Consider the following 20712-nt stretch of genomic DNA (forward strand, 5'->3'; position numbering starts at 1 on the left):
TGTCATTATCCCGTCAGAGAGGCTCTCTACACGCCCGAATCCAGAAACGCCACGGCCCGTTCTTCGGCCCAGCATCGGTTGAGCGAATGATGCGAAAACCCACAGTGCCCGCCGTGCCGGGGAATTTCGAGGGTCACGGCCGGGGCATTGGCCACCAACGCCGGGTTGTAGCACTCCTGGGGCAGAAACGGGTCATTTTGGGCGTTCAGGATCAGGGTCGGCACAGTAATCTTGTCCAGAAAGTACATTGACGCATTGTGCGCGTAGTAATCGTCGGCATCCTTAAACCCGTGAATAGGGCCGCTGTAATACTCGTCGAAATCGCGCATGGTTTTGATACGGGTGATGTACGACAGGTCAATGTCGTGCTGCGTTGCCTTCTCGCGCACCTTGGCAATCAGCGTTTTCAGAAACCGCTTGTCGTAAATCCGATTACTCAGCCGCTTGAAATGATTGGCCACCGCATCGAGGTCGAGCGGCACCGAAAACGTGACCACCCGCTTGATGATAGTCGGGATGTCGGCCCCCTGCTCGCCGGCATACTTAAGCGTAATGTTGCCCCCGGCACTAAACCCCAGCAAGGCCACCTCATCATACTCTCCACTCGCTACCACCCGCCGGACTATCAGGTCCAGATCGTCGGACTTGCCGATATGGTACGAGGTGCGCAGCCGATTCTGCTCCCCGGCGCAACTCCGAAAATTCCAGCCGAGGGCGTCCCAACCGGCCCCATTCAGCGCCTTTACCATACCTTTGAGATACGGGCGGTGGGCGTCGCCTTCAAGACCATGAGCCACAATTCCCAACCGTCGATTTCCCCGGCGCGACCAATCGAGCAGCAGAAAATCGTGGTCGGGGGTATCGATGCGCTCGCGTTGGTACGTAACCCCGTCGATCCGCCGGGCCATACTTGGCCAGATGGTTTGCAGATGTCCATTCCAAAGGTAAACCGGAGGCTTCACCCGGTCATGCGTAACGTAGGGCATGGTGTAAGCGAAAGAGTTAAAACCGGCTACCTTTCTTGGCCGCCTGCGCAATCTGACCGGCATGATACGAATTGTGGTGCATCAGAAACGCCAGCACACCCATGCGCGTCGATACCCCGAAAGGCGTCTGAATCTCTTCTGTCCACTGCTCGTCGGGAAGGGCGGTAATCTGCCCGGCAATCATGGCGAAACTATCCGACACAAACTGTTTCAGCTCATCCAGATCAATGGGCTGCCCGGTATCAGACACCCCACCCACGGCCCGGGTCTCGATGGTCACGGGCCTACCGAACATGATCTGGGCAAAGTTGTGTATAGCCTCGGCCGCATGGAGAGCAATAAACCCGGCCGTAGCCGTTTCGGGCGTCAGTCGATTCTGGTAATTTTCGGGCGTCAGTTTGTTGATAGGCCCCTGCGCACTCGCCTGATTGATGCGCCACAGGTTTGCCAGTAGGTGTCCGGTCATAAAGGGTTGTTGGTTTGTGATTTTGGGTTGAAAAAAACGAGGCTACAGCCGTTTCCATTAGGCAGCATCCCGGCTAAGGCCCGGTTATTCATTCGGTTTGAGCGCCACACGGGGTCAGGGCTCCGGGCTGCTCATTTGCTGAAGCCGGGCCGAGAGCACACTCAGACCATCAATGGCTTCGGGGCCAAGGTCTTCCCGGAGCGACGCGTTCAACTGTTTCCAGATTTTATGACAGCGTTTGGCTGTCAGGGTCCCCGACTCGGTCAGGTGCAGCCCCGCCCGCACATTCGCATCGAGCCAGCCGTGACGGTGCAGCAACTGAATATCGCGGCTCATGGCCGACTTCTCAATCAGCAACGCTTTTGAAAGGGCCACCTGCCGAATGCCGGGCTGGGCAAAAATTCGCATCAGCAAAGCAGCCTGCGCCATCGTAACCCCCTCCCCCGTAAACGCGTCGTTGTAGCGCATCGTCACTACCCGCGCCAACATACGCAACCGACCCGCAACGCAGTAGTTTTCTGTTTCCACGCCGTAAAGGTAACGGGTAAAGTTGTATATGCAACTATTGTGGTGTAGACGGACTAAATTGTTGGACTACTTCTAAATTAGATAACAAGGGATTTGGTGGGGAATTTTTACATTTGCCGAACGTTACCGAAGTATCATCTCCAACCGCATGAAGTCGATTGTCGCCCTTTTACTGGCCACGCTGATTCTGGGAAGCAGTACGCTGCCCATATTCAGCATCGATCAATCGGCGCGGTGGGCGCAGGTGCTCCGTCACTACGAGCAGCATCAGCAGGAAAACCCGCAACTCGGCTTTATCGATTTCCTGAGTATGCACTACGGGGCTGATTCTGAACACCAGAAACACCCCAACCACTGCCACCACGACATGCCGCTCGTGGGCCATTCGGTGCCGGTTTTTCCGCCCGCTATTCTGGGTTTCAGTGCCTCCCCGCTTGTGCAGATCATACCCCTCGCACAGGCTCTTTTCAAACGCCAGAACGACCTTTATTCGTTTCTGGGGGTATTCTCCCTCATTAATCCCCCCCGACGTTAGTTCGGGTTCTTCGGCTGGATTCCTATGCCCGTACTTTTTTGGTAACCGGGCCCTAACACCCAGTTTTGGGCATTTTGCGCGTTTCGGGCCGTAGGCTTCTACACGTCGGCTCTTCGACTCCTTTTCCCGTTTATTCCCCTTCCGAACAGGCGATTACAGGTCGCCCTTCCCGCTTATCCCATGTTGGATCGCATTATCTATTTTTCCATCCGTAACAAATTGATTATCGGGCTCTTTACGGCAGCCCTCGTTATCTGGGGAGGCTATTCGCTCACGCAACTCCCCATCGACGCCCTGCCCGATATTACCAACAATCAGGTACAGGTCATCACCCGTAGCCCCGCCCTGTCGGCTACCGACGTGGAGCGGCTTATCACGTTCCCGGTCGAGCAAACGATGGCTACCCTGCCCGATCTGGTCGAAATTCGGTCGTTTTCGCGCTTTGGGTTGTCGGTGATCACCATCGTGTTTAAAGAAAACGTCGACGTGTACTGGGCCCGGCAGCAGGTTTTTGAGCGGCTGGCGAAGGCCCGTTCGCAAATACCGCCCTCAGCCGGAGACCCCGAACTGGCTCCCGTGACAACCGGGCTTGGCGAAATCTACCAGTACGTGGTGCAGCCCAAAAAGGGGTTTGAAAACCGTTACTCCCCCACCGAACTCCGCTCCATTCAGGACTGGATTGTCCGGCGGCAACTGCTGGGCACCCCCGGCGTGGCCGATGTCAGCACGTTTGGCGGGTACCTCAAGCAGTACGAAGTGGCCGTCGACCCGGCCCGGCTGGCGGCTGCGGGTGTAAGCATGAACGAGCTGTTTACGGCCCTCGACCAGAATAATCAGAATGCCGGAGGGGCCTACATCGACCGGCGGCCGAATGCCTTTTTTATACGAACCGAAGGCCTGCTCACCAGCCTGGGCGATGTGGGCAGCGTGGTGGTGAAACGAACGGGCGAAGGGGTACCGGTGCTCGTACGCGACCTGGCCGAGGTGCAGATTGGCCACGCCGTGCGCTACGGCGCCGTCACGCGCAACGGCGAAGAAGAAGTGGTGGGCGCGGTGGTTATGATGCTGAAAGGCGAAAACTCGTCGCGCGTGATTGCCAACGTGAAAGAACGGATTACGCAGATCGAGAAGTCGCTGCCCGAAGGTGTCGAGATTGTGGCCTTCCTGGACCGGACCGACCTTGTCAACCGGGCCATCAGCACGGTATCGCGCAACCTGATTGAAGGGGCACTCATTGTTATTTTCGTGCTGGTGCTCATGCTCGGCAACTGGCGGGCGGGCGTGGTGGTGGCTTCGGTGATTCCGCTGGCCATGCTCTTTGCGGTGTCGATGATGAACCTGTTTGGGGTATCGGGCAACCTGATGAGCCTGGGGGCCATTGACTTCGGCCTGATTGTAGACGGGGCCGTGATTATTGTCGAAGCCACGCTCCATCACCTGGCCCTACGCACCCGGGCGCTGGGCCACCGGGCCACGCTCACGCAGGCCGAGATGGACGATGAAGTGTTTGAATCGGCCAGCCGGATCCGGTCGTCGGCCGCGTTCGGCGAGCTCATCATTCTGATCGTGTACCTGCCTTTGCTGGCGCTGGTGGGTGTAGAGGGCAAAATGTTTCGGCCGATGGCCCAAACGGTAGCCTTTGCCATTCTGGGCGCGTTCATCCTGTCGCTCACCTACGTACCCATGCTGTCGGCCCTGCTGCTGAGCAAAAAAGTCCAGCCCGAAGGTCATCAGACCATTTCGGACCGGATCATGGGCTTTTTCCACCGCATCTACGACCCCACGATCCGCTGGACACTGGCGCACCGGGGGCTGGTAGTGGGCACTGCTGTAGCCGCTTTCGTCGGGTCACTGATGCTCTTTTCCCGACTCGGTGGCGAGTTCATACCCGAACTCGACGAGGGCGACTTTGCTGTGGATACCCGCCTGATTCCGGGCAGCTCACTCTCTGAATCCATCGACGCGACGCTCAAAGCCGAACGCATGCTCAAGGCTAAATTTCCTGAGGTGAAACAGATTGTGGGCAAAATTGGCGCGGGTGAGATTCCGACCGACCCGATGCCCATTGAAGCGGCCGACATGATGGTGATTCTGAAGGACCCGAGCGAATGGACATCGGCCACCACGATGAACGACATGGCCGAGAAAATGCACGCCGAACTCTCCCGCTTGCCGGGCGTCAGCTTTAGTTTTCAACAACCGATTCAAATGCGATTCAACGAACTGATGACCGGCATCCGGCAGGATGTGGCTGTGAAACTGTACGGCGAAGACCTCGCTCAACTCTCCGAATATGCCCGCCGGATTGGCCGCGTGGTCAGTAGCGTACCCGGTGCCACCGAACTGTACGTCGAACAGGTGTCGGGTTTGCCGCAGATCGTGATCCGCTTCGACCGGGCGGCTCTGGCCCGCTTTGGTATCGCCATCAACGACGCTAACCGACTGGTACAGGCCGCCTTTGCCGGTGCCGATGCGGGCATGGTGTACGAAGGTGAACGCCGGTACGGGCTGGCGGTGCGCCTGCGCGAGCAAAGCCGACAGCAACTCGACGATGTGCAAAACCTTTTGCTGAGCGGAGCCAACGGGCAGGCCGTACCGCTTGGGCAGGTGGCCGATGTCCGCTTTGAAAACAGTGTCAACCAGATTCAGCGCGACAACGCCCAACGCCGGATTACGGTTGCCTTCAACGTACGGGGCCGCGACGTAGAATCGGTTGTGAACGATCTCAAAGCCCGGCTCGATAAAGAGGTAAAACTCCCGGCAGGCTATTATGTGACATTTGGGGGGCAGTTCCAGAACCTCGAAGAAGCCCGCAAACGGCTCTCTATTGCGGTTCCGGTGGCCCTGGGGCTTATTTTCCTGCTCTTATACTTCACCTTCGGCTCACTCCGGCAGGCGCTGCTGGTTTTCATGGCTATTCCGCTGGCAGCTATCGGGGGGATATTGGCCCTGTGGGTACGCGACATGCCGTTTAGCATTTCGGCCGGGGTGGGTTTTATTGCCCTGTTTGGAGTTTCGGTGCTCAACGGGATTGTGCTCATCGGTGAGTTCAATCATCTCCGGCAAGAAGGCAACCTGTCGCTTTTCGACCGTATTCTGGCGGGTACCGCCACTCGACTACGGCCGGTGCTGATGACGGCCCTGGTTGCGTCGCTCGGCTTTTTGCCGATGGCTCTCTCCCAAACGGCCGGAGCCGAAGTGCAAAAACCGCTGGCCACCGTCGTGATTGGCGGCCTTATTTCAGCCACCCTGCTCACCCTGCTCGTGCTACCCTGCCTGTACTGGTGGGAGCAAAACGGATTTCGGAACCAACGGTCCACCCCAACGCCCCCGGCCGGTACAGTAGCCGTACTGTTGCTGCTGGGTCTGGTGGGGCCTAGCCTTCCGAAAGCGACCGCCCAAACGCCCGCACCGGTAACCTTGCAACAGGCGATTGATCGAGCACTGGTCAATAACGGGGCCGCCCGAATCGGCGAGCTACAGGTGGCCTTACAACGAACCGCCCGACCTACGGCTCTGGTTGTACCCCGTACCGAAGTCACGCTCCTGAGTGGTCAATACAACAGCTACCGCTGGGACAACAACCTGACCCTCAGCCAGACACTACCCAACTTCCGGCTCAACAACCGCTTGAGTCAACTGGCCGATGCAGGCATTCGGGGTAGCGAGCTGGCCGCCCAGGTCACCCGCAACGAGTTGCGCACGCAGGTCCGGTCGGTGTATTACCAGCTGGTGTACCTCAACGAACGCGCCCGACTACTGGGTCAGCAGGATAGCCTGCTGGTAGAGTTTCGGCGGGCTACCGATGTCCGCCGACGGACCGGCGAGGGTACAGCGCTTGAGGTTGCCACGGCCGATAACCTGCTGGGTGAAGTTCGGAATCTGGTAGCCTTGACAACGGCCGATCAGGCCATTACCCGGAACGATCTGCAAACGTTGCTCCACACGGATGCCCCGCTCACCGTAGCCGACAACGTACTGAACCGCCGGGCCATTCCGCCCCTGTCCGACTCAGCCCTGGCTCAAAACCCAACACTGGCCCTTTTGCAGCAACAGACAACCATTGCCCAGCAACAAATTGGCGTAGAACAGGCCCGGCTCCGGCCCGACCTGACCGTGGGCTACTTTAACCAGTCGCTGCGGGGACCGCAAACCACCGATGCCGGTCAGGAGCGTTTGTACGGGGGCGGCACCCGGTTTCAGGGCGTGCAGGCCGGGGTTTCGATTCCAATTTTTGCCAAAGCCGGCCGTGCCCGTGTGGCTACGGCCCGGCTCGAGCAACAGGTTGCTGAGGCTACGCTGACGTACAACCAACGGGTGTTGCAGGGTAGCCTGGCCTCGGCCGTGCAGGAGATCAGGAAGCAACAGGCGAGCCTCTCGTACTTTGAACAAACGGGCCTCCCCACCGCCCAACAACTGGCTGAAGGAGCCCGCAAAGCATTTCGGGCGGGTGAGATTGGCTATCTGGAGTATTCACAGGCCCTCACCCGCTCCTACCAAACCCGCACCAATTACCTCGACACAATCAACGCCTACAATCAGGCCGTGATCACGCTCGAAGGGCTGCTGGGGCAGTAAATGATTGAGCGGGGCGCGCAGCCTGATTGAGCGATTGAGCGGGCGCGCAGTCTGATTGAGTGCATCAAACTCACTGTTCATTCTGCATTATCCATTACTCATTGTTCATTATCCATTACCCATTATCCATTACGAACAATTCCGTCCATGAACTATATAGCCATTGCCCTGATACTTACCCTTCCCTTCGCCTGTAAGCCGAAAACTGAGTCGGGGGAGAGTACCGATAAACCGACAACCGAAGCCACTGCCCAAACCCCGGCGGATTCGGCCGAGGCCCCTTCCGACGAAGTACTTCTGACAGCCGATCAGATTCGGCTCGCGGGTATCGCCACGGGTCTGGTTGAGTACCGCAATCTGAGCCAAACCCTCGCCCTGAACGGCCGGGTGGTAGCCAGTGCGCAAAATCGGGTCTCTATTTCGGCCCTGCAAGGCGGCTTTGTCCGTCAGATTACCTTATTGCCGGGCCAACGGGTTCGGAAAGGACAAGTGCTCGCTCGGGTCGAAAACCCTGATCTGATTCAGGTGCAGCAGGACTACGCCGAAAACCGCGCCCGCCTGACCTATCTGGAAGCCGAATACGCCCGGCAGCAGGAACTGAGCCGCGAAAACGTGGGGGCCCTGAAAGTATTTCAGCAAACTAGTTCGGACCTCAACGCGACCCGCGCCCGCCTGAGCGCCCTGGCCCTGCGCATCCGTCGGCTGGGCCTCTCGCCCGAATCGGCCACCAAAGGGCAGTTTACGAGTACCTATACCGTCAGCTCACCCGTCAACGGCGTTGTGACCGAGGTACCGGCTAATCTGGGCCAATACGTACAACCCGCCGACGTACTAGCGCAGCTGGTCGGCACCGATCAATTGTTTGCTGAACTGACAGTTTTTGAAAAAGACCTACCCCTTGTGCGGGAGGGCCAACGGGTGCGCGTGCGACTGGCGGGGGCAGGCCGGGGCGAACAAACGGCCCGGATTTATCTCATCAACCGCAGCATCGACACCGACCGCTCGGTTCGGGTGCTGGCCCGGTTTGAGGGGGGCTCCGCGGCCGCCACCATGCCGCCCAACGCGTTTTTACAGGCCGTTGTGGAGCTGGGAGCCAACCGCTCACCCGCTCTCCCCGAAGGTGCCATCGTGTCGTCGGAGGGGAAGGAGTATATTTTTGTCGCACAGGCTCCGCACGGTAACAATACCTCTTACAAGGCCCTGCCCATTCGCCGGGGCGTTACCGAAGATGGGTATTCGGGCGTGGTGCTACCCGCCGGTTTCGACCCGGCCCAAACACCCGTGGTTGTCAAAGGTGCCTACGCCATTCTCTCGCAATGGAAAGGCGGAGGGGAGGAAGAGTGAAAGAGCGAAAGAGTGAAAGAGTGGAGTGCGTTGCTTTATTGAGTGAATGAGCGGGGCGCGTAGCCTGACTGGGCAGGTCAAACGCGTTACGCATTATCCATTCCTCATTATCCATTACGCATTCCCATTCCTCACAGCATCTTCAACTGCTGTACTACAGCCCGAATCGACTGTTCAAATTCGTGGAGAAGTGTTTCAAGCTCTGTGGATTTCGTGTCGGTTTGGGCCATTTTTTCGATCTGCCGAATGACTTCCCCCTGTCCTTTTACTTCCAGATTATCAATGGATGGCCTAATCCGGTGCGCCAGTTCACGTACCGTTTTCATGTCGCCGTTATCGTAGGCTGTTATCATACGCGACGCAATGGCGGGCGTTTCCCGGCAAAACAACTCGACCATAAGACCGATAAACTCACGGTTTCCGCGACCCACAGCCTCTAGTTTTGTTAGGCTGTAAAGCACCGGCGGGGGTGGTTCGCCCGGAGCCGAACGACCTGGGCCCAGCCACCGGGTGAGCTGATTCAGGAGGTCGCGTTCATCGAAGGGTTTGGCCAGAAAATCGTTCATACCAGCCCCATAACAGGCTTCTTTCTCGGTACGAATAGCGCTGGCGGTAAGGGCAATAATGGGCAGCGTGGAACTGATGTCGCGCCGAATAAGCCGGGTTGCCTCCAGCCCATCCATTACGGGCATTTGCACGTCCATCAAAACCAGGTCGAACGACTCCTGTAGCAGGGTGCTGACGGCCTGTTTGCCGTTAACAACCTCGGTTACCTGTACGTTGTACGGCTTGAGAATCATTTTCACCACCAGCCGATTCATCTCGTTATCTTCAACCAGCAGAATCCGTTTGCCTGGTAAAAAGCCCTCCTGCGGGTTCCCCTGCTCCTGCTTATTCATATCCGTCGTGTGTCCAATCGGGAAACTCACCCGAACCGTTACGGTCGTACCCTTCTGCGGGCTGCTCTCCACGGCGATTGTTCCGCCCATAAGTGTCACGAGTTGCTTCGTGATGCTCATCCCCAGCCCGGTTCCGCCGTATCGGCGGACAATACTCCCGTCTTCCTGCGTAAATGTATGAAAAATCTTCTCTTTGAAGTCGGGATCAATGCCGATACCTGTATCAATTACCTGCAACTCTACCTCCTGCACACCCTCCTTCTGCCAGCCCAGGCAGGCCAGCGTTACCCGACCCTGATCGGTGAATTTCAGGGCGTTACCCAGCAGGTTAACCAAAATCTGATTGAGCCGATAGGGATCACCGAGCAACACCGGCGCAATGCCCGAATCGATGCGCGTAACCAGTTCGAGTTGTTTTTCTTCGGCCTGATGTGCCAGCACGTGCACCGCCCCCTTTACCAACTCAGGCAGATTGAACCCGATTTGTTCGAGCGAAAGCTGGCCGGCTTCAATCTTCGAAAAATCCAGAATATCGTTCAGAATCACAAGCAGGTTGCTGGCCGCCGTGTTGATTGTTGTCAGCAAAAACTGCTGGCCTTCGGTGAGGGTCGTTTTGGTCAGTTGCTGCCCCAGGCTCAGAATCGCATTCATTGGCGTCCTAATCTCGTGGCTCATATTGGCCAGAAACAGTTCTTTAGCCCGCGCGGAGTCTTCGGCCTGCTGCTTGGCAATGCGCAATTCAGATTCCAGCTGCTTTTGCTTTGTAATATCCAGATGAATACCCGTTGAGCCAACTACCTCGCCCGTATCGGCATACATGGGCGCTCCGCTGATCAACCACCACAACGCTTCGCCTTGCTTATTGTGCACGGCCACTTCGTACGTATCCATCACGCCCCGCAGTCGGCTCTGGTTCTTCGACTTCATAAAATCGGTCGACTGCCCACCCAGCATGATCTCGCTGGCAACCCGACCAATCAACTCATCGGGTTCGTAGCCGCTCATGGTGCAAAAGCTTTGATTGGTGTACACAATCCGCTCGTCGAGATCAACTTCAATCAGGCCGAGATTCATGTTTTCGATAATCCGCTGGTACTTTTCGCGTTGCCGCTGGGTAGCCTCTTCGGCCCGTTTCCGGCGGGTAATGTCGGAGTATTTCCAGAGGTTACCGGCAAACGCACCGTCAATTATCAGAGGAATGTAATCCCGCTCAAAGGTCCGGCCGTCGGCCAGTTCCATTTCTTCGCCCAGTACCGGTAATCGCTCGGTCAGAATCTGATTTACCCGACTCACAAACGTGTCGGGCATCCGAAAAAGCGACTTGTACTGCTCTACCAACGACCGGCAGTCGAGCCCTGTGAGTTCATCCGGTGACTCGGCCAACTGGAACATCTCGCAAAATTTCCCATTGGCCACCACCACCATCCGGTGTTCGTCTTCGAGCAGCACCCCCTCCTGCAACTGAGCCACCAGATTCGCCAGCCGATTCGCCTGCCGGCTCAGGCGGTGTTCCTGCTGATGGTGATCGGTCAGAATAGTCGATACCCCCCGGAGCAACTGCGGCTGCCCCTCGGCCGAATAGCCAAACACCCGCCCTCGGTCGAGGAGGTAGAAATAGCCGCCATTGTAGCCGCGTACCCGGTACGTAACCCGAAAATGAACTTGCCGGCCCAACCGGCAGGCTTCCTGCTCGTATAGCCAGGTATGTAAATCCTGCGGGTGCACCAGCGTATGCCAGTCGGCGGGCGGCAGGCTGTCGGAAGGGTAACCCAGGTACTGGTAATAAATTGGTGATCGTTGCAGTTGGTCCGACAGCAGATCGAACGACCAGTTGGCCTCACCAAGCCCGTCAAACAGTGATTGCCATTGCGTATCAAGCCTGTTTTTTTCATCCTCAAGCGCTTTGAGTTGCGCTTCAAGTTGCTTTTGCTGGGCCAGTAAATGGTCAATCTCATTCATGGGCATACCCACTGAAGGGTCGGCAGAAGGTATTGTAAACGAAGCCATTGGCTGTTTCATACCTGATCAGTGTTGGGGAATATGGAAAGGTAATTGTTTTTTCAAATAAGCGAAAGTTCGTTATTCTGAATCATCTTGTAAATCGTCGATTTTCCAATATCCAGCTTTGCCGCAACCAGCACCACATTGTTATCGTACCGTTTCAGGTGCGACCGAATAATCTGAATCATGTACTGACGCAGTGTACCGCCTTCGGGTTCTACAGAGAGGTGGGTAACCGGGGAGGTAGTCATCAGCAAATCATCAGGCCCGATTGTGTGTCCTTCGGCCATGACCGCGGCCATCTGCACCAGCGCCCGCAGCTCGCGAACGTTACCCGGAAACCCATACCGGAGCAATTTTTCCGTAGCCGGGGGAGCAAACGTGGGCGGGGTCATGCGGTTTTCGTGGCAAAAGGCCTCCAGAAAATGCCGGGCCAGCAACATAATGTCTTCCGGGCGGTCGCGGAGGGGGGGCAGGGCAATGGGAAGGCCCATGAGCCGGTAGTATAAATCTTCCCGGAAACGTCCCTGCCGAACTTCTTCGAGCAGATTTTTGTGTGAGGCCACCACCAACCGAATATCCAGTCCCACGCGCTCGGTGCCGCCTACCCGTACCAGTTCGCGTTCCTGCAACACCCGCAGCAGCTTGTTTTGCAACGATGGATCCATTTCGGCAATCTCATCGAGAAACAGCGTGCCTTTGTTCGCTTCTTCGAACCGGCCAATCTTGCGGCTAGTGGCCCCGGTAAAGGCCCCTTTTTCATGACCAAACAACTCGCTCTCAGCCAGTTCGCGCGGAATAGCCGCCATATTGACGGCCACAAACGGTCGTTTGCACCGGTCCGAATAGTCGTGAATGGCCCGGGCAACGAGTTCCTTGCCGGTACCGGTCTCGCCCGTGATCGACACGTTGATATTTGTTCGGGCTGACTTCGCGATCAGGGCAAACACTTTCCGAATAGCAGGACTGTTGCCAATGATGAGCGGACAATCCGCTGAAACACTGTCGAGCGGATCGGGCACCACCTCCGACCGGACGGGTTGCTCTTCCCTGATTTTCAGAATCGCTTTCCAGAGCAGGTCTTTGGTTCGGTGGTCTTTTACAAAATAATCATGTACGCCAGCCTGCAAAAGCGCCACGGCCGTTTCAACGTCCTGCTGCTCGCTAATAACAATAACTGGCGTGTGCGGAAGCCGCTCCCGAATCCGCGCAAACAGTTGTGCACCGTCGGTATCGGGCAGTGAGTAGTTGATCGTAATCAGGTGAGGTGGGTTCAGAGCGATCTGATTCAGGCACTCTTCACCCGTTGCAATTCGGTGAAGCTCGTAGTCTGGATTTAACGACAGATGGTATTTCAGCACTTCGCCATACCAGGGATCATCCTCAACAATGAAAATGCGGTAAGGACCCGACTCCTTCATAAAATCTATGGGTTGGCCAAAAAAAATACTTACAATTTAACACATATGAACAAAGCAAATATGATAAAATTTTGTTTTCTACAACCTAAGCTTCGTAATATTTAGCACTATTTAATACACCGATCTAAAACCTAGTCTTCATTATCAATTAGTTACCCCCAACTTCTTAACCACCCTATAACTTTGCAGCAACGAATGACTCACCTGAATCGGCGCTGTGTAGCCGATTGTGCCCCCAACTTGTGCAGTAAAGACTGTAGTTATACTCAGGAAATACAAGCCGATAGGCGATACCATCACCACCAGCCTATGCACACTGGGCAACGTCTATCGGGTGGTATCGATGTCGACGAGCTGAAACGTTAGTTCCTGTTCTTCCACCCGTACCGAAGTATCCCTGTAGTAAACGAAAACCCCTGTCCGATGCATTCAGACAGGGGCTTTGAAAGGGTGTTCCGTAACGGGGCAGAACTTACTTTTTTGCCTTGCCGGGACCAATGCGGCTTTCGAGCATCTTGATAAAATACCCGCCTACCACCGAGCGGGCCTGAAAGCCCACTTGCTTCGCGTTGGTGGTCTCGTGCCAGTCGGTGAGGGGAACGCGGCTCGGGGTCTCGTTGGCAAACTTCCAGATTGGCGTAATCAGGGCCTGAAAATCGCGGTCAGAGTCGGCCATGGTGGCCGTCCACATAATCCAGTCCGATTTAGTGTACGTTTTCCGGCTATCGAGTGGGAGGCCGTAGGGTTGCTGGTTTTTAAGGTAGAAGGCAATCTCTTTTTGCGCCACCTCTTTCGGGAACACGTTTAGCCCGAGCAGCTTATCCCACACAATATTGTATTTCTGACTCCAGCTTCCCGCCGTTTTATCAAACGTCAGGGCGTAGCGGTCGCCGAGGTCGTCCATCTGCATCCATTTGCGGGCCAGTTCGCGGGCCAGCGTCAGGTGTTCGTCGGCGGTTTTTTGGTCGCCCAGAGCCTGCGCCATCTGACCGTAACAGGCAATACCCATAATGGCTTTGGCCGATAGGTTGGCGTTGCGGGCCAGATGACCGGCAAAGTCGTCGGTACAGAGCTGATTGGCCGGATCGAAACCGTCGCGTTTCAGAAAGCCAACCCATTTGGTTAGTGTGGGCCAGTGTTGGCGGGCAAAGTCGGGCTTACCGTCCATCTGCACGGCAGCTGCCGTCAGAATCACCATATTACCGGCTTCCTCCACGGGCATGTCTTCGCCGTAGGTTTGCCCGTTGGCCAGCGGGTAGGTGCCTACATCGTGGGCCGGGAAATCTTTTTTCCAACGCCCCGACTCGCTATACTCAAATATAAACCGGAGCAGGCCCTTGGCCAACTCGTTGTTATACACCAGAAAGAGCGGAGCCGAAGGGTACGTCACGTCGACGGTACCGATGGAACCGTTTGAAAAATTTTCTTTGGAGAAAAACAGGACTTCGCCGGTCGGACTTGCCACAATTTTATGGGCCGCAATGGCCTGCCGGTAAGCCAGCACACACAAATCGGCGTACTCCTTACCACCAGCCTTTTGGGCATCGGCCCGGAGTCTGGCGTCGAAAGCGGTGCTTTTCTGCCGTAATTGATTGTATTCTTTACCGGCTGTCAGGAGCAGATCGTTCATGGTTGTTTTACCATCCCGGCGCCACCAGGGCCGCAGGTTCTCCCCGAAATACTGCACCGAGTACAGGTCATCGTAGGCGAGCATCAGGTATTTCTGCACCGGCCTGGCCCCCACCGAACCCATCGGCAGATTTACGGCCATGGCCAGTTCGGCGGCTGCCCCTTTCTTACCACCCAGCGCGCCAGCGGGTAGTTTACCGCTTTCGGCAAACGCCTGCTTGAGCGTCTCCAGCGAGCCCGTAGCCAGCTGCATACCGGCCCCGTTGGGTACGGCGAGGTACGCGTACCCCCAGTCGATGCGCACGTTGTCGCCTTTCTTTTTCAGAACGGGCTGCTCCTGCGTCCCCACCGTGAGCCAGCGGAAATTACCCGACTGCCCCGCATCTGTAACCACGCCCTGCCCCGCGGTGTTGGTGGCTACCGCAGCCGATTCGCCAAAGAATACTTCCACCTTGTGGGCTTTACCGTCGCGCGCACGGGCGTTGAACGTCACATATGTAACCGGGCGGGCTACCACCTCCAGATCTTCCAGCAGCAGGGGCGACAGGAAATTGACCTTCAGGTCGACAGGCCCTGCCGTAAACGTGTATTCGGTTTGGGTGGCCGTCACTTTCACGTCGGTTTGGGTGGCTTTGGCGAGCGTGGGCACCTCGGCCGGGCTCACCAACCCCACATCAATAATGGCCCCACCGACTGGGCTCACGCAATGCGCAGCCAGCACGTTTCGACCGGGCTTGAGGGCTTTCTGCCCCTCAGCCGAGAGCGGCAGGTAGATATGGTCGCCCGCGCAGCATTTTTTCTGGAGAATCTGCACGCCATTGAGATACACCTCCACATCGTCGTCGTGGCTAATAGCCAGCAAGAGTTTCGAGGGGTCGGTTTTACCGTCGTACGTAAACTCACGCCGAACATGAATCCCGTTTTTATCGGACCGGCTGCTGTTCCAGACCGTGCGGGCATCGGGGGTATTGCCAAACGGACCGGGGCCGGTTTTCCAGCCCTCAGCCTTGTAATCGAGTTGCTGCCAACCCGGCTGTGGCTGCTCAAAGGTGTACTGCGCCATGTAGGGCTTCGCTTCGCCGGTGGGCAATAAGGCATTGTACACGGTTGGAGGGGCTCCGAGAAACCCATACGCTTTGCCATCGACGCGCACCACGCCTTCGAGCGACTGTGGCTTGCCGGTCCAGTGGCGGGTGGGACTATCGTTGAGGTTGTCGGTATTGCTCCAGAGGCTAAAGTAAGGGTCGTGCGTCACCAGCGGGTACGAAGGGGGCCGGAGCGTTTGGGCCTGTGCCGGACCAACCGTCAGGGCCGAGGCCAGCAGGATAAGTTGAAGAGATAGTTTGGTCATTCGTGTACAGTTAGCAGCCGGTGAGTCGCCAGCCGCTTCATAAAGACATAAAACGGGGGAGTGTCTACTAATTGGGGCCTGAAATTTCGTTAATCGAACCAACTGACCCCGCAACGAAAACCGCCAAACGGCTCGCCGTGTACCTTTACGGTTCGAACTCTCCTTTTCGACACAATATGCTACGCGCCTTGCTCTTTTTGGGAGCTTTCCTACTCGGCTCTTCCTTAACCTCCGCTCAGATCGGCCCTACGGGTGGCCGCGACACCTCGTTTACGGTACGCAAATCGTTTATTCAGGAGAAGAAACGGCACCCGAACATTACCCTCGTCGACTCTGCGCTGCCGTCGGGTGTGCGCGTGACACGCAACCTTCCGTACAGCACCCCGACACCCGGCCGCTCCCTCGTCCTCGACGTGTACGCGCCCCCTCGGAGCCGTACGCGCCAGCACCCGGCCGTACTGATGATTCACGGGGGCGGATGGCGCTCTGGCGACCGCTCGCACAACAATACCCTGGCCGGGCGACTTGCCGAGCGGGGCTTTGTGGCTATTCCGGTTGAATATCGGCTGTCGACGGAGGCTCTGTACCCGGCTTCGGTACATGATGTGAAGGCGGCCCTCCGCTGGATGCGGGCCAATGCCAAACGCTACCAGATCGACCCGAACCGGATAGCGGTGCTGGGGTTTTCGTCGGGTGGGCAACTGGCCGCGCTCATCGGTAGTACCAACGAAAATCCGGCCTTTGAAGGTGCGGGTGGGCATCCGACTCAATCGAGCCGGGTGCAGGCTGTGGTTGATATTGACGGGATTCTGGCGTTTATCCACCCTGAGTCGGGCGAAGGCAACGACACCCGGTCGACCTCGGCGGCTACGTACTGGTTTGGGTACTCTAAATCCGAAAAACCAGAGCTCTGGAACGAGGCTTCGGCCCTGCATCAGGCCGGGCCCACACCCCACCTATGTTGTTTCTGAATAGCTCCGTGGAGCGGATGCATGCCGGGCGGGATGATCTGATCAAAAAGCTAAACGGACTTGGTATTTACACCGAAGTACACACCTTTGCCGACGCTCCCCACACGTTCCTCTTTTTCGAGCCGTGGTTTACCCCGACGCTCAACCACATCACCGGGTTTCTGAACCAGACCTTAAAAAAGTAGTCTGGGGTTTTAGTTTTGCCCTCAATGGTATGGTTTCAGTATCACCTGACCCGCGAAAAAGGGCTTTATCCGCGCCGTTCGCAGACTAATTTGTTTGGATTTAAATGGCACGCGGATGACACAGATCAAGCAGATTGACGCTGATAGTTTTGATGCTTAATTCGTGAAAATTAGCTTAATCCGTGTCATCCGCGTGCCAATTCATTTAAATAATCGCACGCGAATGACGCGAATTGCCGGATTTACGCTGATTACTTTTAATCCGTGAAAATCACCCTGATCCGCGCCATTCGCGTCCCAATTCATTTCATTCGTCGCCCTGCTTAAAACCGATCAAGTCGGAATGGCGTAAGATCCATACTTTCTGGACGGTTGGCCACGGTTTCGGCGACCAGCAGACCAGTAGCAGGCCCCAGACTCAGCCCCATCATGCCATGACCGGTGGCCAGCGTGAGGTTGTCGAACCGGCCCGCCCGGCCAATATACGGCAGGCCATCGGGCGAGCAGGGCCGCAGTCCACGCCATACGGCATCCACGGCGGGCATCTGTACAGGCAGTTCGGGGTAGTACTGATTAATCGACTCGGCAATGCCTCGCACCCGGTTCAGATTCACGGTCAGGTCGGTGCCGGCCACTTCGAGCGTGCCCGCAAACCGAAGGTCGCTACCCATCGGCGTGGCCGTGGCGCGCGCTTCGAGCATGATGGCCGGTACGCGCACGTTGGGTGTAAGCCCACGCAGCATAAAGCTGTATCCTTTGCCTCCCTGCAACGACAGGCTCACCCCCAGCCGGGCGGCAATCTCCGGCGACCAGGCTCCGCCCGCAACTACCACCTCATCCACAGGCATTTCACCACCAGCCGTTTGCACCGTCGTGACCCGGTTGCCACTCGTTCCAAAACCCGTTACAGCCGTGCCCGTCACAAACCCGACCCCCTGCCCACGCAGGTAATCGAGCAGAGCGCGCACCAGCGCGCCGGGGTTCAGGTGCGCATCGCCGGGGTAGTACACCGCCCCCCGCACATCCACGCGGACGTCGGGTTCCAGGTCCTGCACCTGCGCGCCATTGAGCACCTGCGCTTCGATACCCGCCCGGTTGGCCACCTCGGCTTCTTCGGCCATCTCATGCTCGGCCGATGCCGTTTTGTAGAGCATAAACAAGCCTCGCTCCTGCCAGCCAAAATCGGCCAGCGGGCTCGCCGAACCGGCCAGTTCGATGTAGAGTTTCTTGCTCAGCAGGCTCAGGTCGCGCAGGGCCGGAATAGCCCGTTCGACGTGCCGGGCGTTGGCATGCCGGTAAAATAACCAGCCCCACCGCAGCAGGTCGGCACTCAGCCGGGGCCGCACATAAAACGGGCTTGTCGACCGGAGCATCCAGCGCATTCCCTTCGCAATCATGCCCGGCTGAGCCAGCGGGATAATGTGGCTTGGGACAATCATACCCGCGTTGCCAAACGAACACCCATCCGTGATGGGGTTCTGATCGAAAACGGTAACGCGGTAACCCGCCCGGTGCAGGTAATAAGCCGAACTAAGCCCGACTATGCCCCCGCCAATGATACCTACGTGTGTCATACTACCTGAAAACCAAAGCGGTACGGATCGTTTTGATCCAAAATAAGGTGATTATACCCATGAATAATGGCCCAGCCTTCAATACTCGGCACAATAGCGGGTTTTCCGGCCAGCGTGGTCTCGGCTTCGATGCGTCCGTTGAAAATGGAGCCGATGATGCTTTCGTGTACAAAGGTTTCGCCCGGTTTGAGCCGCCCCTGTGCGTACCACTGCGCCATACGCGCCGAGGTACCGGTGCCGCAGGGCGAACGGTCGATGGCTTTGTCACCGTAAAAAACAGCGTTGCGGGCCGTCGACGACTCCTGAATAGGTGTGCCTGTCCAGAGTACATGGCTCAGCCCGTTGATGGTCGGGTTTTCGGGGTGCACAAACGTGTGCTCGGCGTTGATCCGCTGCCGCATCACCCGTGCCCAGTCGACGAGCTGACTCGCATTGAAATGCTCCAGACCGGGAAAATTGGGTTGCGGATCGACAATAGCGTAAAAATTACCGCCATAGGCCACATCGACCACCAGCTCGCCCAGATCGGGGCATTCCACTGCAATTTTTTCGGCGGCCAGGTAAGACTTGATGTTCGTGATCTTCACCGACTTCACCTTTTTCCCTTCCTGAACGTACTCGGCCCGCACCAGCCCGGCCGGCACTTCGAGGTTGAGTACACCGGGGGTTTTCGGCACAATCAACCCCTGCTCAATAGCTACAGTTACGGTACCAATGGTGCCATGCCCGCACATGGGCAGGCAACCCGACGTCTCGATAAACAGCACCCCAGCATCGTTGGCCGGGTCGATAGGTGGGTACAGGATACTGCCCGACATCATGTCGTGACCCCTCGGCTCAAACATGAGCGACTGCCGAATCCAGTCGTACTCCCGCAGAAAATGCTGCCGCTTTTCGCTCATGGAGTTGCCCACCAGATGCGGGATACTCCCGCCCGTAACGACCCGAACGGGGTTGCCGCAGGTATGCGCGTCGATGCAGAAAAAATGGTAATCTGGCATTGCTAATGCAGTATGAAGTGATTAAGGGTTTAGGAGTTAATGAACAATGAACAATGAACAATGAACAATGAACAATGAACAATTTATAATTCATAAACTGATAATCAGCACCATTATTCATTATTCATTATCCATTGTACATTATCCATTCATTTAGCCTCCCCTACTGAGCAACAGTCAGGTTTGGGCGTACGGCCAGCTGTTTCTGAATAATCGCCCAAACTCGCTCACGCTCTTCGCCTTCGAGCACCAGGCGGGGAGCCCGCACATACTCCGAACCAATTTCGGTAGCCGTAGCGGCCAGCTTGATGTACTGCACCAGCTTGGGCAGAATATCCAGTTCGAGCAGGGGCATAAACCAGCCGTAGAGCGCGCGGGCAGCTTCGAGCTGACCCGCTTTCATCATATCGTACAAAGCCACCGTTTCCGCTGGGAACGCATCCACCAGACCTGCCACCCAGCCGTCGGCACCCACAGCGAGGGCTTCGAGGGCGAGGGTGTCTACCCCGTTCAGAATCTTGAACCGGTCGCCAAAGGCATTGCGCATCCTGACAATGTTCGTCACGTCGCGGGTCGACTCTTTCACGGCCTGAATGTTGGGTAACTCGGCCAGTTGCTCAAACATGGCAATCGTCGTCATGATCTTGTAATCGACCGGGTTATTGTAAATCATCACCGGCAGTGACGTCGACTCGGCTACGGTACGGAAAAACGTGACTGTCTCGCGCGAATCGGCAAAGTAGCGCATCGGCGGCAACAGCATAAGGCCATGGGCCCCGGCGGCTTCGGCCTCGCGGGCACAAGCCACGGCTTCGCGGGTTGCCTGCTCCACCACGTTCATGATTACGGGCACCCGGCCGGCGCTTACATCAAGGCCACACTCCAGCAAGTCGAGTTTTTCGGGGCGGGTGAGCGTACTGGCTTCGCCCAGCGAGCCACCAATGATGAGGCCGTGTACGCCCGCGTCGATCTGAGCGTGCAGGTTCTTTTCAAAAAGGGCCAGATCGAGCCGGTCGTCGGCGGTGAAGGGAGTCAGCAGGGCGGGGTACACACCTTCCCATTGTACAGGCATTGACATAGTTAGTTCGGAGTTATGCGTTACGTGTTTTGAGGTAGCCGTCAGGCGGTCGAAAGTATAGCCTCAAATTTCGGCCGGTTTCGGTCCGTAGCCTTGCACCTTCTTTGGCCGGTTCTAATACAATTTTCACCAGTATCACTCAACTATCGGCACATCTCCTTATTT

At 56.8% G+C, this 20712-nt stretch carries 14 protein-coding genes; 5 read left to right on the plus strand and 9 right to left on the minus strand.

Annotated elements, in window-relative coordinates; translation table 11 throughout:
- Positions 1–26: 26 nt before the first annotated feature.
- From RUDLU_RS0102360 to RUDLU_RS0102375, 3 genes are all read right to left on the minus strand, one after another.
- Positions 27–986 (minus strand): YheT family hydrolase, encoded by a 960-nt coding sequence (locus RUDLU_RS0102360; protein WP_027302686.1) that lies wholly within the window; start codon positions 984–986, stop codon positions 27–29.
- 16 nt (positions 987–1002) lie between these two features.
- The gene (locus RUDLU_RS0102365; protein WP_019986742.1) at positions 1003–1452 is read right to left on the minus strand and encodes a DinB family protein; all 450 of its coding nucleotides are present in this window, start codon (positions 1450–1452) and stop codon (positions 1003–1005) included.
- Positions 1453–1566: 114 nt separating this feature from the next.
- Entirely contained in the window at positions 1567–1980 is a 414-nt protein-coding gene (locus RUDLU_RS0102375) for a MarR family winged helix-turn-helix transcriptional regulator (RefSeq protein ID WP_044129287.1), read from the minus strand.
- Between the two features lie 148 nt (positions 1981–2128).
- On the opposite strand from RUDLU_RS0102375, the gene RUDLU_RS0102380 reads away from it, so the two are divergent.
- The 3 genes from RUDLU_RS0102380 to RUDLU_RS0102390 all read left to right on the plus strand — a co-directional run bounded on the left by RUDLU_RS0102380 (position 2129) and on the right by RUDLU_RS0102390 (position 8437).
- Positions 2129–2515, plus strand: coding sequence for a hypothetical protein (locus tag RUDLU_RS0102380; RefSeq protein ID WP_019986745.1), 387 nt, complete (start codon positions 2129–2131; stop codon positions 2513–2515).
- Between the two features lie 180 nt (positions 2516–2695).
- Positions 2696–7093: a CusA/CzcA family heavy metal efflux RND transporter gene (locus RUDLU_RS0102385; protein WP_019986746.1), complete on the plus strand. Its 4398-nt coding sequence runs from the start codon at positions 2696–2698 to the stop codon at positions 7091–7093.
- Positions 7094–7240: 147 nt separating this feature from the next.
- Positions 7241–8437 (plus strand): efflux RND transporter periplasmic adaptor subunit, encoded by a 1197-nt coding sequence (locus tag RUDLU_RS0102390; RefSeq protein WP_019986747.1) that lies wholly within the window; start codon positions 7241–7243, stop codon positions 8435–8437.
- Positions 8438–8568: 131 nt separating this feature from the next.
- Here RUDLU_RS0102390 and RUDLU_RS0102395 read toward each other — a convergent pair whose 3' ends face one another.
- The 3 genes from RUDLU_RS0102395 to RUDLU_RS0102405 form a co-directional block, all read right to left on the minus strand.
- Positions 8569–11355, minus strand: a complete 2787-nt coding sequence (locus RUDLU_RS0102395; RefSeq protein ID WP_019986748.1) for a PAS domain S-box protein — start codon at positions 11353–11355, stop codon at positions 8569–8571.
- A gap of 41 nt (positions 11356–11396) precedes the next feature.
- Positions 11397–12758 (minus strand): sigma-54-dependent transcriptional regulator, encoded by a 1362-nt coding sequence (locus RUDLU_RS0102400; protein WP_019986749.1) that lies wholly within the window; start codon positions 12756–12758, stop codon positions 11397–11399.
- Positions 12759–13230: 472 nt separating this feature from the next.
- Positions 13231–15738: a glutaminase family protein gene (locus RUDLU_RS0102405; RefSeq protein ID WP_019986750.1), complete on the minus strand. Its 2508-nt coding sequence runs from the start codon at positions 15736–15738 to the stop codon at positions 13231–13233.
- 176 nt (positions 15739–15914) lie between these two features.
- Here RUDLU_RS0102405 and RUDLU_RS26820 point away from each other — a divergent pair, with 176 nt between their 5' ends.
- A complete protein-coding gene (locus RUDLU_RS26820) occupies positions 15915–16709 on the plus strand; it encodes an alpha/beta hydrolase (RefSeq protein ID WP_245581612.1) in 795 nt (264 codons plus the stop codon).
- On the plus strand, positions 16697–16894 hold the full coding sequence (locus RUDLU_RS30240; RefSeq protein ID WP_245581613.1) for an alpha/beta hydrolase family protein: 198 nt from the start codon (positions 16697–16699) through the stop codon (positions 16892–16894). The genes RUDLU_RS26820 and RUDLU_RS30240 overlap by 13 nt, the downstream gene beginning before the upstream one ends.
- A gap of 323 nt (positions 16895–17217) precedes the next feature.
- Here RUDLU_RS30240 and RUDLU_RS0102415 read toward each other — a convergent pair whose 3' ends face one another.
- The 3 genes from RUDLU_RS0102415 to RUDLU_RS0102425 all read right to left on the minus strand — a co-directional run bounded on the left by RUDLU_RS0102415 (position 17218) and on the right by RUDLU_RS0102425 (position 20547).
- On the minus strand, positions 17218–18468 hold the full coding sequence (locus tag RUDLU_RS0102415; RefSeq protein WP_019986751.1) for an NAD(P)/FAD-dependent oxidoreductase: 1251 nt from the start codon (positions 18466–18468) through the stop codon (positions 17218–17220).
- Entirely contained in the window at positions 18465–19469 is a 1005-nt protein-coding gene (locus RUDLU_RS0102420) for a 4-hydroxyproline epimerase (protein WP_019986752.1), read from the minus strand. The genes RUDLU_RS0102415 and RUDLU_RS0102420 overlap by 4 nt, the downstream gene beginning before the upstream one ends.
- 163 nt (positions 19470–19632) lie before the next feature.
- Positions 19633–20547 (minus strand): dihydrodipicolinate synthase family protein, encoded by a 915-nt coding sequence (locus tag RUDLU_RS0102425; protein ID WP_027302688.1) that lies wholly within the window; start codon positions 20545–20547, stop codon positions 19633–19635.
- Positions 20548–20712 lie beyond the last annotated feature (165 nt).

Origin of the sequence: Rudanella lutea DSM 19387 (assembly GCF_000383955.1) — a bacterium.
GTDB lineage: Bacteria > Bacteroidota > Bacteroidia > Cytophagales > Spirosomataceae > Rudanella > Rudanella lutea.

Bases quoted from the DNA above. Each gene is read 5' to 3' on its own strand.
- RUDLU_RS0102380 (WP_019986745.1), top strand. From the start codon at position 2,129: ATGAAGTCGATTGTCGCCCTTTTACTGGCCACGCTGATTCTGGGAAGC.
- RUDLU_RS0102395 (WP_019986748.1), bottom strand. From the start codon at position 11,355: ATGAAACAGCCAATGGCTTCGTTTACAATACCTTCTGCCGACCCTTCA.
- RUDLU_RS30240 (WP_245581613.1), top strand. From the start codon at position 16,697: ATGTTGTTTCTGAATAGCTCCGTGGAGCGGATGCATGCCGGGCGGGAT.
- RUDLU_RS0102400 (WP_019986749.1), bottom strand. From the start codon at position 12,758: ATGAAGGAGTCGGGTCCTTACCGCATTTTCATTGTTGAGGATGATCCC.
- RUDLU_RS0102405 (WP_019986750.1), bottom strand. From the start codon at position 15,738: ATGACCAAACTATCTCTTCAACTTATCCTGCTGGCCTCGGCCCTGACG.
- RUDLU_RS0102360 (WP_027302686.1), bottom strand. From the start codon at position 986: ATGCCCTACGTTACGCATGACCGGGTGAAGCCTCCGGTTTACCTTTGG.
- RUDLU_RS0102390 (WP_019986747.1), top strand. From the start codon at position 7,241: ATGAACTATATAGCCATTGCCCTGATACTTACCCTTCCCTTCGCCTGT.
- RUDLU_RS26820 (WP_245581612.1), top strand. From the start codon at position 15,915: ATGCTACGCGCCTTGCTCTTTTTGGGAGCTTTCCTACTCGGCTCTTCC.
- RUDLU_RS0102415 (WP_019986751.1), bottom strand. From the start codon at position 18,468: ATGACACACGTAGGTATCATTGGCGGGGGCATAGTCGGGCTTAGTTCG.
- RUDLU_RS0102365 (WP_019986742.1), bottom strand. From the start codon at position 1,452: ATGACCGGACACCTACTGGCAAACCTGTGGCGCATCAATCAGGCGAGT.
- RUDLU_RS0102420 (WP_019986752.1), bottom strand. From the start codon at position 19,469: ATGCCAGATTACCATTTTTTCTGCATCGACGCGCATACCTGCGGCAAC.
- RUDLU_RS0102385 (WP_019986746.1), top strand. From the start codon at position 2,696: ATGTTGGATCGCATTATCTATTTTTCCATCCGTAACAAATTGATTATC.
- RUDLU_RS0102425 (WP_027302688.1), bottom strand. From the start codon at position 20,547: ATGTCAATGCCTGTACAATGGGAAGGTGTGTACCCCGCCCTGCTGACT.